The organism is Ensifer sp. VA4 (genome assembly GCF_055710065.1).
This window is the reverse complement of sequence record NZ_JBVQPO010000012.1, coordinates 1-16,346: the sequence shown is the minus strand read 5'-3', so window position 1 is coordinate 16,346 and position 16,346 is coordinate 1. Positions and strand designations below refer to the sequence as shown.

12 protein-coding genes are annotated in these 16,346 nt (G+C 65.7%); 5 read left to right on the top strand and 7 right to left on the bottom strand.

The genetic code is table 11. The annotated features are described in order from the left end of the window. Window positions 1–110: 110 nt before the first annotated feature. The 6 genes from AC0C6X_RS21000 to AC0C6X_RS20975 form a co-directional block, all read right to left on the bottom strand. The gene (locus AC0C6X_RS21000) at window positions 111–1,769 is read right to left on the bottom strand and encodes a urocanate hydratase (protein WP_472954914.1); all 1,659 of its coding nucleotides are present in this window, start codon (window positions 1,767–1,769) and stop codon (window positions 111–113) included. A gap of 260 nt (window positions 1,770–2,029) precedes the next feature. Next, window positions 2,030–2,359 carry a TfoX/Sxy family protein gene (locus AC0C6X_RS20995; protein ID WP_173517266.1) on the bottom strand — a complete coding sequence of 110 codons (330 nt, stop codon included), beginning with the start codon at window positions 2,357–2,359 and terminating at the stop codon, window positions 2,030–2,032. A gap of 12 nt (window positions 2,360–2,371) precedes the next feature. Then, window positions 2,372–3,466: a DUF917 domain-containing protein gene (locus AC0C6X_RS20990; RefSeq protein ID WP_173517267.1), complete on the bottom strand. Its 1,095-nt coding sequence runs from the start codon at window positions 3,464–3,466 to the stop codon at window positions 2,372–2,374. A gap of 1 nt (window position 3,467) precedes the next feature. After that, complete coding sequence (locus AC0C6X_RS20985; RefSeq protein ID WP_247958428.1) at window positions 3,468–4,751, bottom strand: Zn-dependent hydrolase; 1,284 nt, start codon at window positions 4,749–4,751, stop codon at window positions 3,468–3,470. Then, a complete protein-coding gene (locus AC0C6X_RS20980) occupies window positions 4,751–6,127 on the bottom strand; it encodes a dihydroorotase (protein ID WP_247958429.1) in 1,377 nt (458 codons plus the stop codon). The genes AC0C6X_RS20985 and AC0C6X_RS20980 overlap by 1 nt, the downstream gene beginning before the upstream one ends. A 29-nt stretch (window positions 6,128–6,156) precedes the next feature. Then, the gene (locus tag AC0C6X_RS20975; RefSeq protein ID WP_247958430.1) at window positions 6,157–7,695 is read right to left on the bottom strand and encodes an aromatic amino acid lyase; all 1,539 of its coding nucleotides are present in this window, start codon (window positions 7,693–7,695) and stop codon (window positions 6,157–6,159) included. 280 nt (window positions 7,696–7,975) lie between these two features. Between AC0C6X_RS20975 and AC0C6X_RS20970 the strand changes: the two genes are divergently transcribed. Next, the gene (locus tag AC0C6X_RS20970; RefSeq protein ID WP_247958431.1) at window positions 7,976–9,208 is read left to right on the top strand and encodes a LysR family transcriptional regulator; all 1,233 of its coding nucleotides are present in this window, start codon (window positions 7,976–7,978) and stop codon (window positions 9,206–9,208) included. Window positions 9,209–9,256: 48 nt separating this feature from the next. On the opposite strand, the gene AC0C6X_RS20965 is transcribed toward AC0C6X_RS20970, so the two are convergent. Beyond that, window positions 9,257–10,228 carry a GlxA family transcriptional regulator gene (locus AC0C6X_RS20965; protein ID WP_173517272.1) on the bottom strand — a complete coding sequence of 324 codons (972 nt, stop codon included), beginning with the start codon at window positions 10,226–10,228 and terminating at the stop codon, window positions 9,257–9,259. Window positions 10,229–10,336: 108 nt separating this feature from the next. Here AC0C6X_RS20965 and bcoG point away from each other — a divergent pair, with 108 nt between their 5' ends. The 4 genes from bcoG to AC0C6X_RS20945 form a co-directional block, all read left to right on the top strand. Next, complete coding sequence (bcoG, locus tag AC0C6X_RS20960; RefSeq protein WP_429806438.1) at window positions 10,337–11,239, top strand: 3-dehydrocarnitine:acetyl-CoA trimethylamine transferase BcoG; 903 nt, start codon at window positions 10,337–10,339, stop codon at window positions 11,237–11,239. A 213-nt stretch (window positions 11,240–11,452) separates the two neighbouring features. Next, the gene (locus AC0C6X_RS20955; RefSeq protein ID WP_173517274.1) at window positions 11,453–12,946 is read left to right on the top strand and encodes a carnitine 3-dehydrogenase; all 1,494 of its coding nucleotides are present in this window, start codon (window positions 11,453–11,455) and stop codon (window positions 12,944–12,946) included. Between the two features lie 140 nt (window positions 12,947–13,086). Next, on the top strand, window positions 13,087–14,247 hold the full coding sequence (locus AC0C6X_RS20950; protein WP_247958435.1) for an acyl-CoA dehydrogenase family protein: 1,161 nt from the start codon (window positions 13,087–13,089) through the stop codon (window positions 14,245–14,247). Window positions 14,248–14,568: 321 nt separating this feature from the next. Beyond that, window positions 14,569–16,346, top strand: a 1,778-nt coding sequence (locus tag AC0C6X_RS20945) for an acetate--CoA ligase family protein (protein WP_472954907.1), incomplete at its 3' end; no start/stop codon positions are given.

The following is a 16,346-nucleotide window of genomic DNA, read 5'->3' as shown; positions in this document are numbered from 1 at the left end:
GAAAGAGTCTCTCGCACCGCCGATGCGGCGCTGCTGGATCTCTGTGACAAGCACAGAGATGAGGGCGAAGTCTAACGTCGCCACCAAAAAGAGAAGTCGGAAGCGCCGCCTCACACCTTCACATGCCCGATGCCTTTGGCGGCGATCTCCTCGAAACTCTCGTCATACCCCGCATCGGCATAGCGGATGACGCCGAGCGCGGTGTCGTTGGTGAGCGCATGGTCGAGCCGCTCGTCGGCGGCGGCCGTGCCGTCGGCAACCACAGTCACGCCGCAGCTCGTCATGTAGCCGGCATAGCCGCCGCCGCCCGAATGCACGACGACGAGGTCGGCCATCGACGAGCAGAGCAGCATGGCGTCGAGCAGCGGCCAATCGGCGATCGCGTCCGAGCCGTCCTTCATCCGCTCGGTCATGATGTTGGGATGCGCCATCGCGCCGGCGTCGAGATGGTCGCGGGAGAACGCAACCGGCCCCTTGAGTTCGCCGGATGCCACCAGCTCGTTGACGCGCCGTGCCAGCGCCGTGCGTTCGCCATGGCCGAGCCAGGCGATGCGCGCCGGCAGGCCCTCGAAGGGGATATGCAGCCGCGCGAGCTTGATCCAGTTGGTGATGATCCGGTTGTCGGGAAACATCTCCAGCAACAGATCGTCGATGCGGGCGATGTCGCTCTCCTCGCCGGATAGCGCCATCCAGCGGAACGGGCCGATGGCACGGGCAAAGAGCGGGCGCAGATAGGCCTCGGTGAAGATCGGGATGTCGAAGGCGTTGGCGACGCCGCCCTCGCGCGCCTGGGTGCGGATGAGGTTGCCGTTGTCGAAGACTTCCGCGCCCTTTTTCTGGAAGTCGAGCATCGCCGTCACGTGCTCTACGATCGAGGCGCGGCTTGCCGCCATCAACTGCCCCTGCCCATCGTCGCGCAACGATTTCACCTGATCGAGGCTCATGCCCTTCGGCACGTAGCCGTAGACGAGATCATGCGCCGAAGTCTGGTCGGTGACCACATCAGGCACGATGCCGCGCCGGGCGATCTCGGGATAGATCTCCGCCGCATTGCCGACGAGGCCGACGGAAAGCGCCCGCTTTTCCTTCACCGCCGCGTCGATCATCGCCAGCGCCGCATCGAGATCGGGCGCGATCTCCTGGAGATAACCGATCTCCCGCCGCTTCTTCGCCCGCTCTGCGTCGATGTCGACACAGAGGATCGCCGCGCCCGCCATGCGGCCAGCGAGCGGCTGCGCGCCCCCCATGCCGCCAAGCCCCGCCGTCAGCACGAAGCGGCCGGAGAGATCGCCGCCGAAGCGGCGCTCGGCGATGCGCATGAAGATCTCGTAGGTGCCCTGGATTACGCCCTGGCTGCCGATATATTGCCAGGCGCCGGCGGTTAGCCCGCCCCAGCAGATCAGCCCCTTGCGCTGCAACTCGTAGAAGACCTCGGCCTTCGCCCATTGGCCGACGATGTTGCAATTGGCCATGATGACGAGCGGCGCCTTGGCATGGGTCTTCAAGAGGCCCACGGGCTTGCCCGACTGGATGACCAGCGTCTGGTCCTCGTCCATCTCGGTCAGCGCCTTGACGATGGCGCGATGCGCCGGCCAGCTGCGCGCTGCCTTGCCGAGTGCGGCATAGACGACGAGATTGTCCGGATCCTCGCCGACCGAAAGCACGTTTTCGAGGAGCCGCAGCAGCGCCTCCTGCCGCCAGCCCTTGGCGCGCAGCTGCGGCCCGCCGGGGATCGGGAAATTCGGATGACGCGGATTGGCCTTGGGCATCGTCTCGTTCCTCATTGTTATGTCAGCGGGAGGCGCCGCTGGTGCATGGCCCCTCACCCTAGCCCTCTCCCCGCAAGCGGGGAGAGGGGATGCGTTGTGCGTGTCGCGAGCCTCGAATGCGATTGTCGCCGTTTCCTTCCCCACTCTGGAGATTGGAACAGTTCACCCTTTGCCACACGCGCGACATACGATGCGATCTCGTCCCCTCTCCCCGCAAGCGGGGAGAGGGTTAGGGTGAGGGGCAAACCCGCCTCCATCGTTCACTTCGGCGGCAGCGTCTCCACAAACGCAATCGCGCCATCGATCAGGCGTTTGCGCAAGCCATCGTTGCCATAGGCATCGGCCCCGGCGCGCACCCAGCCGTGCATCGCCCGACCGTTCATCACCATCAGTTCGATATCGGGAAGCGCGAGCGCCCAGCCGTCATTGCCCTTGCCGAGCCTGACCAGCAGCGAGCCCTCACGTGCGCCGAGCAGCAGATTGCCGTGAAGCAGATAGGCCCAGCCGCCGAACATCGCCTTCTCCGAAAGCCCGGATCGGTCGCCGAGTTCTTCGCGGATCAGCTCTTCCAATCCTGCATCGCGCGCCATGACATCGCTCCATCAATTTCCGGAAAGCGCGTAACGGGCAAGCTCGATGCCCATCGCCTTTTCGACCGATGGATAGACCGTCGGGTCGAGCACGCTGGAGGAAAGCGGGATCACCGTCTTCGGCACATGCAGCACGAAGATCTTCATGCCGACCTGCAACTGCCCGACACTCAAGGGCTCGCCTTCGGGCGACAGCGTCGTGATGACGTCGGGGAAGGTTGCCAGCCGCCGGCCTTCCGCAGAGTCAACCGCCATATATTCGTTCATCACGTGGAGTACCCTCGAGTCAGCGCCCTTCCCCAGCGTCACCGTGCCAATGTCGAAGGCTTCCTTGGTATAGACGACCGATTTGTCGGTGATCGTGCCTTCGGCGAGGATTGCGCCGTTGGTGGTCTTGACGATCGCATCGATCACCGCGCTGCCGCCCTTGGCCTCCGCCGCAATGATCGCCTCGCCCAGAGCCAGCGCCAACGAGATGCCGCCGAGCGCGGCGTTGTCCCTGACGTAAGATGCCCTGACCGGATTACGACAGGAGGCAATGAAACCGCCGGACATGTCGGAGGCCGTGCGCAGGATCGGCGAGACCTTGGCGGTGGCGCCGCGCACGACGAGCTCGATGTAGCGGTTCTCCTCGCGGTTTCCGCCGACGGCCGTCTGGATCATCGGCTCGGGCGAACCGGCAAGGCCGATCGAGCCCATGTCGCCGGTCGGATGCGCGCGGATGTCGCCGACCGCATCGACCACCTTGGTGCCGAGGATCGCCGAGGGCAGCCAGCCGTTCAGCGTCGAGGACTTGCCGTTCTGGCCGATGATCAGGCCCGAGAGCTTCTCGCCGAGCGCCTCCTGCAGCAGTTGCACGGCCTTGACGTAGTCGACGCCACGCATTTCCCAGGGCGTGGTCGAGGCGGGCGCGCCGATCGCGGCTGCCGTCGCCACCCAGTCGTTGGCGTCGAGCTCGTCGATCGAAACGAGCTCAGGCTTGCCGATCGACACCGCGGCATAGCCGAGCATGCGGCCATGGTCGGCCCAGCCGCCGCCGCCGGCCGCATAGACGGAACCGCCCTTGACCGCCGCCTCGACGTCCTTCTCCTTCAGTATCCGGCCCATCTCACACCTTTTCCTGCAGTTTCTTGTCGAGTCTCTTCACCGCATCGAAGAGCACGGCGGCGCCGAGCGCGATATCGTCGTTTTCGGCCCATTCCTCCGGCGCATGCGAGCGCCCGCCGAGGCACGGAATGAAGATCATCGCCGAGCGGGTGATGCGCCCCATCCAGGCGGTGTCGTGGCCGGCGCCGGACGCCATGCGCCGGTGTTTGGCACCGATCGCGTCGCAGCTTTCTTCTAGCGTCGAAAGCAACAGCGCATCGCCCGGCGTCGGGTGGTTGTCGGAAATCACATTGGCAGGCGCGATCGTAACGCCCGTTGCCTCGGCAACGCCCTCGCACAGCGGCCCGAGTGCGGCGAGGAACCGCTCCATCTGCGGGCGCAACTCGGCGCGCGCATCGATCAGCAACCGCGCGCGGGACGGCACCACATTGGCGGCATTCGGCTCGATCGAGAACTCGCCGACCGTGGCGGTGAAATGCCCCTCGCCCCTGGAAAATTCCGTCGCCAGCCTCTCGATCTCCAGCACCAGCCGGGAGGCGGCGACCAGCGCATCGCGGCGATGCCCCATCGGCGTCGTGCCGGCATGGTCCGCCTGTCCCTCGACGATGATCTCGATGCGGGTGATACCGGAGATGGCGGTGACGACGCCGACATCGAGCCGCCCGGTTTCCAGCACCGGGCCCTGCTCGATGTGCAGTTCCAGGAAAGTCTTGATGTCGGAGCGCTTCGAGCCCGAAAGGCGGGAGGGATCACCGCCCACTTCGACGATACCCTGCCGCAGGCTCAAGTCTCCCTGCGTGCGGCTCAGCCAGCCATCCGGCAACACGCCCGCCATGCCGCGGCTGCCGACGCAGGAGACGCCGAAGATCGACACCTCCTCGGCCAGGAAATCGACGATCTCCAGATCATGGTCGAGCTCGATGCCATTGTCGGTGAGCGCCCGCGCCACTTCAAGCGCTGCCGCCACGCCGGCGATGCCATCGAAACGGCCGCCATCCGGTACCGTATCGGAGTGGGAGCCGACGAGGATGGTGCCGAGCGCCGACTTGCGTCCCTTGCGCCGGCCGATCAGATTGCCGGCAGCGTCGATCCGGGTTTCGAGCCCAGCCGCACGAAAACGTCTATCGAGAAAGGCGCGGCCTTCGAGGAACAGCGGCGTGAAGGCCCGGCGCGTATAGGGCCGGTCCGGCTCGGTGATCCCGGCCAGACCGTTGACGATGCCGGCAATCCGGCTGGCATTGACAGGCAGGTTGGCGGGGACTTTGTCGCGGGCAGTCTTGCTCATCACACCTCCTGCAGGGTCAAGGTCGCAAGCGGCCGGACGAACTGGCCGGTGCCCGGCTCGGCCAGCACCGCGCGGCCATCAAAGGCAAGCTGCCCCCGGAGATAGGTCGCGGCCACCCGCCACGGCAGGCTCATGCCGTTATAGGGCGACCAGCCGACGACGTTATGACCGCTTGCGGCGGCGTCATAGATATAGGGCTCCGGCGTCATGACGATGATATCGGCGTCCTTGCCGGCCTCCAGCGCCCCCTTCTGGTGGTCGATACGGAAATGCCGCGCCGGCTTGAGCGCCATCAGTTCGGCCGCCCGCGTCAGCGGAATGCCGCGCTCCAGCGCCCCCATGACGAAGAGCGGGACCATGACTTCCAGCCCCGGCACGCCGGAGGCATTGGCCAGCATGTCCGGATTGGTCTTGCGGTCTTCCGACCAGCTCACATGATCGGTCGAAACCATCGTCACATTGCCGTCGGCCACATGCCGCCAGAGCTTCTCCACCTCGGCGTGCGGCCGGATCGGCGGGTTGATCTTGGCCTTGCCGCCGAGGCGGCGGACGTCGTTCTCCTCGTCGAGTGTCAGGTAATGGATGCAGCACTCGATCGTCGCGGCGTGACCCTGCGCGCGATAGGCGGCGGCGATCTCGTAGCCGCGGCCGAGCGAGCAATGCACCACATGCGCCGGGCACCCCGTGGCAGCACCGGTCTCATAGATCTGGTTGGTGGCGAGCAGTTCCGTCAGCGGCGGGCGCGACAGCCCATGGGCGCGATAGTCGGTAATCCCCGCCGCCTTGACCTTGTCGATCGCGGCCCGCACCGCCTCGTCGTCCTCGTTGTGCACGCCGGCGGCAAGCCCGGTCGGCGCGATCGCGCGGAAACAGTCTTCGAGCAGCGCCGCGGGAATGCGAGGAAAGCGCTTCGGATCGGTGCCGAAGGTGGAGAACTTGAAGGCGGCGACGCCGGCCTCCACCATCTCGCCGATCCGCGCCGCCCCCTCCTCCGGGTCGACGGTGCCATAAAGCGCGAAATCGACGCGCGCCTGCGGGCCTGCATGGTCGATCTTGCGGCGCACGGCCTCGGCCGAGCAGACGAGATTGCCCTCGTCATAGGGCATGTCGACGATCGTCGTGACGCCGCCGGCGGCAGCCGAGCGCGTCGACCAGACGAAATCCTCCTGGTTCGTCTGCGACAGCGAATGCACCTGCGCGTCGACGGCGCCGGGCAGGATCAAAGCCTTGCCGAGGTCATGCCGCTCGCGCGCGGCCGGTGCCGCGCCCTGCCCGACATGCACGACCTTGCCGTCGCGCACCGCCACATGGCCGCCCTCAACGATCCTGTGTGGAAGAACAACGGTGCCTTTCAGAACGAGATCGAAATCGGACATGCTGCTCTCCCAATTGGATCAGTCTTCGGTCACTTGCCGAGCGCGAAGAAGTCGTCGAACTCCGGCATCGGCGCGGTGGCGACGAAGGAGCGCAAGAGATCATGACAGGTGAAGGCTTCCTGCAGCGCCTCGATCTCCTTCGAAAGCGGCCGGTCCTTGAGATAGATCGCGCTGACCGACCGGGTCTGGTCATAGGCGCGCTTGACGATGCCCTGCGGCTGGTCGCCGACGAGATCGATCGCCTGCGCCGAGAGCATCGCCTCGATCGCGGCAAGCTGGCGGAGATCCCGCACCTGGGTCTCCATGCGCTCGACGATCAGCGGCAGGAAGGTCGCCTCCTCTTCGAGGCCGCCGGCCACCACGATCGACTGGGCCGAGAGTGGCACGGCCAGCGACTGCACGCGCATGTAGAGTTCGACCGCCAGCTTCATCAGCGGGCCAAGCCCGGTCGCCACCTCGCCAGGGGCCACCAGATTGACCGAGAGATTACGGCGGCCGCCATTCGACAAGAGGATGCAACGGTTCAGCACGTTGCGCGCCACGTGGGAAAAGGCGACCTGCGCCGCCTCGATGTAGAGCGTCGTCGTCAAAGGCAGCGATGCGCCGGAAGAATGGACCTGGCCACCGAGCACGACGGGATTGTCGTCGGAGAGATAAGTCTGCTCCACCAGCCGACCGGCGGCGACCAGCAGCGTATCGACGACGGCGCCGAAGACCTGGGCGGTCATGCGCAGGCTCAAGGGGTCGTGGATCGCCGTCGGCATCGGCCAGTCGGAGATGCCGGACTGGCCATAGAGCCAGGAGCCGACCAATGCCTCGCCGCGCGTCGACAGCGTCGCCGCCACCCGCCACGGATCGGCGGACGCGCCGAGCGCCAGCGACGACATGACGCCGGTGACGAGCAGCACCCGGATTGCCGCAGCCGCCTCGCGCAGCACGTCGGCCGCAGCCGCAAAGGCAATGGCATTGACGCTCAAGGCCGCCAGCGCGTCGCGCGGCTGCATGACGAGCGGCTTTAGGCCGGCCTCGGCGAGCGCTGTCTCGGCCGATACCAGGCGCCCCTGAAAGTAAGCCTCGCCGACGCCGGTCAGCACCGACGCGATCTGCCCCATCAGGCCGATATCGGCGCAGCCCATCGAGCCGTGCCGGCGCACGGCCGGAATGATGTCGTGCTCGATCAAGGCCAGAAACGCCCGGATCAGCTCCGGGCTGCAGCCGGTATGGCCGCGCATCGCGGTGTTGACGCGAATGGCGATCGCCATGCGCACGATTGCCGGCGCGAAGAATTCTCCCGTGCCGAAGTGGTGGGCCCTGACCAGCGAATTGTTGAACTCGTCGAGATCGCCGGCGGTCCACAGCCGATCCTTCATCGAGCCGACACCGGTGTTGGTGCCATAGACGGGAAGCCCCATCGCGATGCGGTCGGCAATCACCTTGTGGGCTGCGGCCACCCGCTCCATGCCACCGTCGTCCGCCACCGGCCGCACCCTTCCCGCCCCGATATCCTCGAGCGTCGCGAAGTCCAGCGGTTTCCCACAGAGAACGATGTTTTTGACCTGATGCAGCATGCCGACACGAACCTTTCCGCGCGGCCTGCCTCGACGTCGAGGCTGTATGCGCGGATGCCTGATTTTCACGCAACCGCGGCTCGCAAACGCCGGATTGCTGAATACATGCTATGCGCTTATCGCCCGCTCGTGCTATATCCCAATTCTCGAACGGGCAATGCCGAATTATGAACACAGCATCGGCGCATGCGGCTGCACGTGATCGATTCTAAAGGTAGAGCGGGATGCGGGCGGAAAACCGCGCACATATTTCCTCATCCCGCGCGAGAAGGACCGCCGAATGGACCTGGCAACGATCGTGATCGTCGACGCGGTGCTTAGCGAAGGCGGCATCCGCGCCGCTGCCGCCCGCTGCGGCCGGGCGCCGTCGAGCGTCAGCGCCGCGGTCAAGAGGTTCGAGCAGGCACTCTCCATGCCACTCTTTCGGCGGGAGGAGACTGTAATCGTGCTGACGCTGGAGGCGCGCGCCCGCGCGCCTGCTGTCCGTGAGGCGATGGCGAGGATCGCTGCGATCCTCGATGCGGCGGGAAGAGAGCCCGCCGAACCGGCGCCCCCGATCGGCCTCGTCGCACTCGACCGCTTCGTCCGGGTCGCCCGCTCCGGCAGCATCCGCGCCACGGCAAAGGCGCTCGGCCTCGGCCAACCGCAATTGACCCGGCAGATCGCCGATCTCGAACGCCACCTCGGCTGCCGCCTGTTCGAGCGCTCCCACAGCGGCATCCTCTGCACCGCAACCGCCGAGCGCATCATTCCGCTCGTCGAGGCGCTGCTCGACATATGGGCGCGGCTGACGCACGCCTCCGCCGATCGCTTCCGCCGCGATGTCGCCACCTGGCGGCTCGGCGCCGTCATGCCGCTCGGTCCCGAAAGCGAGATTGCCCGCATGCTTGCGAGCCTGACCGCCAACTGGCATCGCACCCGCCCGCGCCAGCCGTTGTTCATCTCCAGCACCACGGCCGACGACCTCCTTGCCGGCCTCCGCAGCCGGCGCTTCGACGCCGCCCTGCTCGATCTCGCCGAGATCCCCGCCGATTGCGACGGACGGCTGGTGTCGCAAACACCCTTGGTGCTGGCAGGTCCCGCCGCAGCGCTGTCCGATCTCGGCGGCGACCTGCCGCGACTGCTCGCCGCCTGCCCGATCGCCGTGCCCAGCGCAAGGAGCGGCCTGCGCCGCGAGACCGCCCGTTTCCTCGACGATACGCTCAGCGAGGCCGAACGGCGGCGCATCACCCTCGTCGAGGTCGACTCCATCCCGGTCATCATCAACCTCGTCGGCCAGCACGGCTATCTCTCGGTGCTGCCGGAATCCTCGCTTGCCCGCGTGCACCGCCCGCCCGCCATGATCCGGCTCGGCCCGGCCTACCGGCAGTCCCTGACACTCGTCTGGCCGCGAGGGACTTTTGCCGGCGAGATCGGCGAGCTGATGATTTCAATGATGCGAGCGCCGGCACAGGCCTCGGAACGGCCGTCCTCGACGGATTCACTTTCCGACCTTTCCTCGCCAAACGCCTGAAACGAATCGACAAATCACCCTTCTTGAATCACTTCATGAAGTGCGGCCTCAGGCCTTCAGCTTCAGGCGCCTGCGGGTTTCGCTCGGGCTTTCGCGATAATGCGCCCGGTAGCTGCGCGAGAAAGAGGACGACGAGTTGAAGCCGGAAATCGCCGCAATGTCGGCAAACTCCAGCCGCGTCTCGATCACCTTGCGCCGGGCGGCATTGAGACGGAGCGCCAGGTAGTGCTCATGCGGCGCGACCCCCATCGTGTCGCGAAAGAGATCCTGCAGGTGACGCGTGCTGACACCGATGCGGCGGGCGAGCCGCGCCAGCGTCAACGGCGCCTCCACCGTTTCCTCCATCAATTTCACGGCGGCGCCGACGCGCGGATCGAGGATGCGCATGTTGCCGATCGCCGGCATCTGCAGGAGGTCGCCACGGGTGCGCTCCTGCTCGTAGATGAAGAGCCGCGAGACCTCGAGTGCCAGCGAATATCCGTGCGCCCGGCGAATGAGCTCCAGCATCAGGTCGAGTGTCGGCAGCGAACCGCCTGTCGTGATGCGCTTGCCGTCGATGACGAAGCGTTCGCGCACCATCGTCACCTGCGGGTAAGCAGTGGTGAAATCCTCGAAATCCTCCCAGTGGGTCGTCGCCTTGAAATTGTCGAGCAGGCTGGTCTCGGCGAGCAGCCAGGAGCCCGATTCGATGCCTGCCATCAGCTCCCTGTGCCGGGCAGTCTGCGAAAGCAGCATCTTCAGCTGCGAGGTGGCGCTGCGCTGCCAGTTGTAGCTCGACAGGATGAAGAGCGGCGATGTTTCGCGCTGCGGCCGGAAGATGCCGGCGACCGGAATGGGTATGCCGCTCTTCGTTTCGATCGGTGCGCCATCGGGGCTGTAGATCGTCCAATCGTAGAGCGGCCTCCCGGCGATGCGGTTGGCGGCACGCATCGGTTCGATCACCGAGGCGACAAGGATCAGATTGGTCTCCGGCAGCACCAGGATATCGACGTGCTGCACCTGCGAAACGTTCTGATCCATGGCCAAACTTCTCCACCGTGCCGCCGATAATGTATAAGATGGAGCCGATAATGAAAAGCAGCGCGGTCTTTCTTGGCTCGTAATGGGCTCAATAAAAGGGAGACAGCAATGCCGCTCAGCATGAACCGCGAGGTATTCATCACCTGCGCCGTCACCGGCTCGGGAGACACCGTTTCAAAGTCCAGCCATGTTCCGATCACGCCGAAACAGATCGCCGAAGCGGCGGTCGAGGCGGCCAAGGCCGGGGCTGCCGTGGTCCACTGCCACGTCCGCGATCCGGAGACCGGAGCGCCTTCTCGCAGGCTCGATCTCTACAAGGAAGTGACCGACCGCATCCGCTCCGCCGATGTCGACATGGTGCTGAATCTCACCGCCGGCATGGGCGGCGACCTCGTCTTCGGCAATGTTGAAAGCCCCTTCCCGGTCAACGAGAAATTCACCGACATGGCCGGCGCCACCGAGCGCGTTGCCCATGTGGCTCAATGTCTGCCGGAAATCTGCACGCTCGACTGCGGCACCATGAACTTCTCGCTCGGCGATTACGTCATGACCAACACGCCGTCGATGCTGAGAGAAATGGCCCGCCAGATGACCGCGCTCGGCGTCCGCCCCGAGATCGAAGCCTTCGATACCGGCCACCTCTGGTTTGCCAAGCAACTCGTCGAGGAAGGCCTGATCGAGGATCCGGTGCTGATCCAGCTCTGCATGGGCATTCCGTGGGGCGCGCCCGACGACCTCAACACCTTCATGGCCATGGTCAACAACGTGCCTGCCAACTGGACTTTCTCAGCCTTCTCCATCGGCCGCAACGCGCTTGCCTATCCGGCAGCGGCGATCCTTGCCGGCGGCAACGTCCGCGTCGGCCTCGAAGACAACCTCTATATCGGCAAGGGCCAGCTCGCGACCAACGGCCAGCTCGTCGAAAAGGCGGTCGGCGTCATCGAAGGCATGGGCGCCAAGATTATCGGCCCCGATGAAGTCCGCAAGAAACTGAAGTTGACGAAGCGCTGAGCCCGAGCTGGTAGTCCCGGAGAGTGCCCCCCATCCGCGCGGTGAGGGGAAGCGCCCCCTCATCCGCCTGCCGGCACCTTCTCCCCGTAAGTCGGGGAGAAGGCCGCAAGCCTGGGGCATTCAGTCCCCTCTCCCCGCGGGCGGGGGAAAGCTGGTCCTCGGGTCTGACCCGAGGAGAGGGGCAGTTTGCAATTCAAGAAGTCGAGGTGAGGAATGACCGAAATCAAGAAAGCAGCCTGCGTCGGCGGTGGCGTTATCGGCGGCGCCTGGGTGGCGCGCTTCGCCCTCGCCGGCATCGATGTGAAGATCTTCGATCCGCATCCGGAAGCCGAGCGCATCATCGGCGAAGTCATGGCGAATGCCGAGCGCGCCTATGCGATGCTGACCATGGCGCCGCTGCCGCCGAAGGGAAAACTCACCTTCTGCAAGAGCATCGAGGAAGCGGTCCAAGATGCTGACTGGATTCAGGAAAGCGTGCCGGAGCGGCTCGAGCTGAAGCGCGGCGTAATCACCAAGATCGATGCGGCCGCACGCGCCGATGCGCTGATCGGCTCGTCCACCTCGGGCCTGCTGCCCTCCGACCTGCAATCGGAGATGCACCATCCCGAGCGCATGTTCGTGGCGCACCCCTATAACCCGGTCTACCTGCTGCCGCTCGTCGAGCTCGTCGGCGGCAAGAAGACGACGAAGGCGACGATCGAGCGCGCCATGCAGGGCGTCGAGCAGATCGGCATGAAGGGCGTCGTCATCGCCAAGGAGATTGAAGCTTTCGTCGGCGACCGTTTGCTCGAAGCGCTCTGGCGCGAGGCGCTGTGGCTGATTCAGGACGACATCTGTGATACCGAGACGCTCGACAACGTCATGCGTTATTCCTTCGGCATGCGCTGGGCGCAGATGGGCCTGTTCGAGACCTATCGCATCGCCGGCGGCGAAGCCGGCATGCGCCACTTCCTCGCCCAGTTCGGCCCCTGCCTCAAATGGCCGTGGACGAAGTTCACCGATGTCGTCGACCTCGACGACGCACTGGTCGAAAAGATCGGCGCCCAGTCGGACGCGCAGGCCGCCGGCCGCTCGATCCGCGAGCTCGAGCGCATCCGCGACGAAAACCTCGTCGGCATTATGCATGCGCTGAAAGCCGGCAATGGCGGCGAAGGCTGGGGCGCCGGCAAGCTGCTCGCCGATTTCGAGGCCAGGCTCTGGGCCAATGCCAGGAAGCCGGAAGCCGATCTCGGCGACGTCAAGCCGCTGCGCATCGTCGACACCAAGGTGAGCGCCGCCTGGGTCGACTACAACGGCCACATGACCGAGCATCGCTATCTTCAGGTCTTCGGCGACACGACCGACGGCCTGCTGCGCCTGATCGGCGTCGATCTCGATTATGTGCGCGACGGCCACAGCTACTACACCGTCGAGACCCATATCCGGAACCTCGGCGAGGCCAAGCTCGGCAACACGCTCTATTCGACCTGCCAGGTGCTCTCCTCCGACGAGAAACGCCTGCACATCTTCTCGACGATCTACAATGCGCAGACCAACGAAGCCGTCGCGACCGCCGAACAGATGGCGCTGCATGTCGACAGCAAGGCCGGCAAGTCGGTGCCTGCACCGGAACACGTGCTGAGCAAGCTCCGTGCGATCACCGAAGCGCATGCGAAGCTGCCGGCCCCGGAAGGCGCCGGACGCTTCGTCGGCCAAAAGCGCGCCTGACCGCAACAGCGGCAGGCCATCAACAGGCAGTTTCGCCGACCTGACGGCGCAATTGCAGGCCGCAGCCGAGGCCCGCTTGAGGAGGTGGACCAAGGCTCCGGCACGGACGTCAGCGGCGCGAAAGCGAGGGGAACGACACAATGAATTTCGCACTGACCGAAGAACAGCAGATGATCGTCGATACGGTCAGGAGCTTCGTCGAAACGGAAATCTATCCGCATGAGGACGAGGTCGAGCGCACCGGCGTGGTGCCGCGCGAGCTCGGCCAGGAAATCGCCCGCAAGTGCAAGGAGATCGGTTTCTTCGGCTGCAATTTTCCGGAAGAAGTTGGTGGCGCCGGCCTCGACCACACCTCCTTCACGCTGGTCGAGCGCGAGCTTGGCCGCGGCTCCATGGGCCTCACCGTCTTCTTCGGTCGCCCCTCGGGCATCCTGATGGGCTGCAATGCCGAACAGCGCGAGAAATATCTGATCCCGGCGGTCAAGGGCGAGAAATTCGATGCGCTTGCCATGACCGAGCCGGATGCGGGCTCCGACGTGCGCGGCATGAAATGCTTCGCCCGCAAGGACGGTGACGACTGGATCGTCAACGGCACCAAGCATTTCATCAGCCATGCCGATATCGCCGATTTCGTCATCGTCTTCATCGCGACAGGCGAGGAAGACACACCGCGAGGTCCGAAGAAGAAGATCACCTGCTTCCTCGTCGACCGCGGTACGCCCGGCTTCGAGATCCGCAAGGGCTATAATTCCGTTTCCCATCGCGGCTACAACAATTGCATCCTGACCTTCGACGATTGCCGCCTGCCCTCGTCCCAGATCCTCGGCGAAGTGCACAAGGGCTTCGACCTCGCAAACGACTGGCTCTACGCCACCCGCCTGACGGTGGCGGCGACCTCGGTCGGCCGGGCACGGCGCGCCTTCGACTATGCGCTGAACTACGCCGCCGAACGCAAGCAGTTCGGCAAGCCGATCGGCGCCAACCAGGGCGTCTCCTTCAAGCTCGCCGACATGATCACCGATATCGACGCCGCCGACCTGCTGACGCTTTCTGCCGCCTGGCGGCTCGACAGCGGCCTGCCGTCGAACCGCGAGATCGCATCCGCCAAGGTCTTCGCCACCGAGATGCTCGCCCGTGTCACCGACGAGGCGATCCAGATCTTCGGCGGCATGGGCCTGATGGACGACCTGCCGCTCGCCCGCTTCTGGCGCGACGCCCGCGTCGAGCGCATCTGGGACGGCACGTCTGAAATCCAGCGCCACATCATCAGCCGCGATCTGCTCAGGCCGTTGGGGGCGTGACGGGATGGGAGCGTTTATGGAAGTTACCCCCCTCTGCCCTGCCGGGCATCTCCCCCCCAAGGGGGGAGATCGGCTAGAGGCGTCCACCTCGGTTCCCCTTGATGCTTCCCAGACTGCTGATCGCGCCGCTGACTGTGTTGGCGCGATCCGTCATACCAATCCTGCGACTCAACACGGCTTGATCGTGCTCAACTCCTCAACGGTCAATGCGTGGCGACAACGGCGCCCCATCGCATCTCCCCCCTTGTGGGGGAGATGCCCGGCAGGGCAGAGGGGGGTATCCCCCGCACCCTCGACGCGCGCCATCGCGGGAGCCGCCGCATGACGCGCTCCCTCGACCGCCTGATCCGCCCGCGCACCATCGCCGTCTTCGGCGGCAAGGAAGCCCGGCGCGTCATCGAACAATGCGACAAGATGGGTTTTTCCGGCGAGATCTGGCCGGTGCACCCGCGCGAGACCGATATCCTCGGTCGCAAGTGCTACCGCTCCGTGGCGGAACTGCCCGCAGCGCCGGATGCCTCCTTCGTCGGCGTCAACCGGCAACTGACGATCGACATCATTCGCGATCTCGCCGCCCGCGGCGCCGGCGGCGCCGTCTGCTATGCCTCCGGGTTCCGCGAGGCGGCAAGCGAACTCGACGACGGCAACGACCTGCAGGAGGCGCTGGTCGCGGCTGCCGGCGACATGCCGATCGTCGGGCCCAATTGCTACGGCTTCATCAACATGCTCGATGGCGCCCTGCTCTGGCCGGACCAGCACGGCATGCTGCGCGTCGAAAAGGGCGTCGCCATCCTGACCCAATCCTCCAACATTGCCTGCAACATCTCGATGCAGACGCGCGGCCTGCCGCTCGCCTATGTGATGACTGCCGGCAACCAGGCGCAGACGGGCCTCTCCGACATCGCCTGCGCCGTACTCGAAGATCCCCGCGTCACCGCCGTCGGCCTGCATATCGAAGGCTTCGACAGCATCGCGGCGCTCGAGCGGCTGGCGACGCGGGCGCGCGAACTCGGCAAGCCGGTCGTGACACTCAAGGTCGGCAAATCCGAAGCCGCCCAGCTTGCGACGGTCTCGCACACCGCCTCGCTTGCCGGCAACGACCGCGTCTCCTCGGCTCTCCTTGCCCGCCTTGGCATCGGCCGCGTCGACACGCTGCCGGCGCTCTTGGAAACGCTGAAGCTGCTGCATGTGGCCGGCCCCCTTGAAAGCAACGACATCTCCTCGATGAGCTGCTCCGGCGGCGAGGCCTCGCTGATGGCAGACGCCGGCGAGCGCTACCGGGTGAACTACCGACCTCTGCGCGACGAGCAGCGCAAGCCGCTCAGGGACGCGCTCGGCGAGATGGTGACGATCGCCAACCCGCTCGACTACCACACCTTCGTCTGGGGCAACCGCGAGAAACAGGCGACTGCGTTTGCCGCCATGATGGAGGGCGGCTACGCGATCAACCTCGTCGTGCTCGATTTCCCGCGGCTCGACCGCTGCGACGCCGCCGACTGGGAAACCACCTGCCAAGCGGTGATCGAGGCGGCAAGAACGACCGGTGCGCGCGCCGGCATCGTCGCCAGCCTCGGCGAGAACATGCCCGAGGCGACGGCGCTTTTCCTGATGAAGGCGGGCATCGTGCCCTTCTTCGGTATCGAGGAGGCGCTGGATGCGATCGAGACGGCCGCCGACATCGGCGCCGCCTGGAAGAAACCCGCCTCGCCCCGCCTGCTCGATGGCAGCGGTGTCGCCGCCGGGGACGCGATCACGCTCAGTGAACACGAGGCCAAGGTGGAGCTTGCCGCTTCGGGTCTGAAGGTACCCGAGGGCAAGACGGCCGCGACCGCCGAGGAGGCCGCAGCGGCTGCCGAAACCCTTGGTTTCCCCGTCGTGCTCAAGGGCCTCGGCGTCGCCCACAAGACCGAAGCAGGAGCGGTGAAGCTCAACCTCGCAAGTCGCCAGGAGGTCCTTGCGGCGGCAAGCACCATGGCCGGTGTCGCATCGGGCTATCTCGTCGAGAAGATGGTGGGCAAGCCCGTCGCCGAACTCATCATCGGCGCCATGCGCGACCCCGTCGCCGGCCCCGTGCTGACGATCGGCGCCGGAGGCATCCT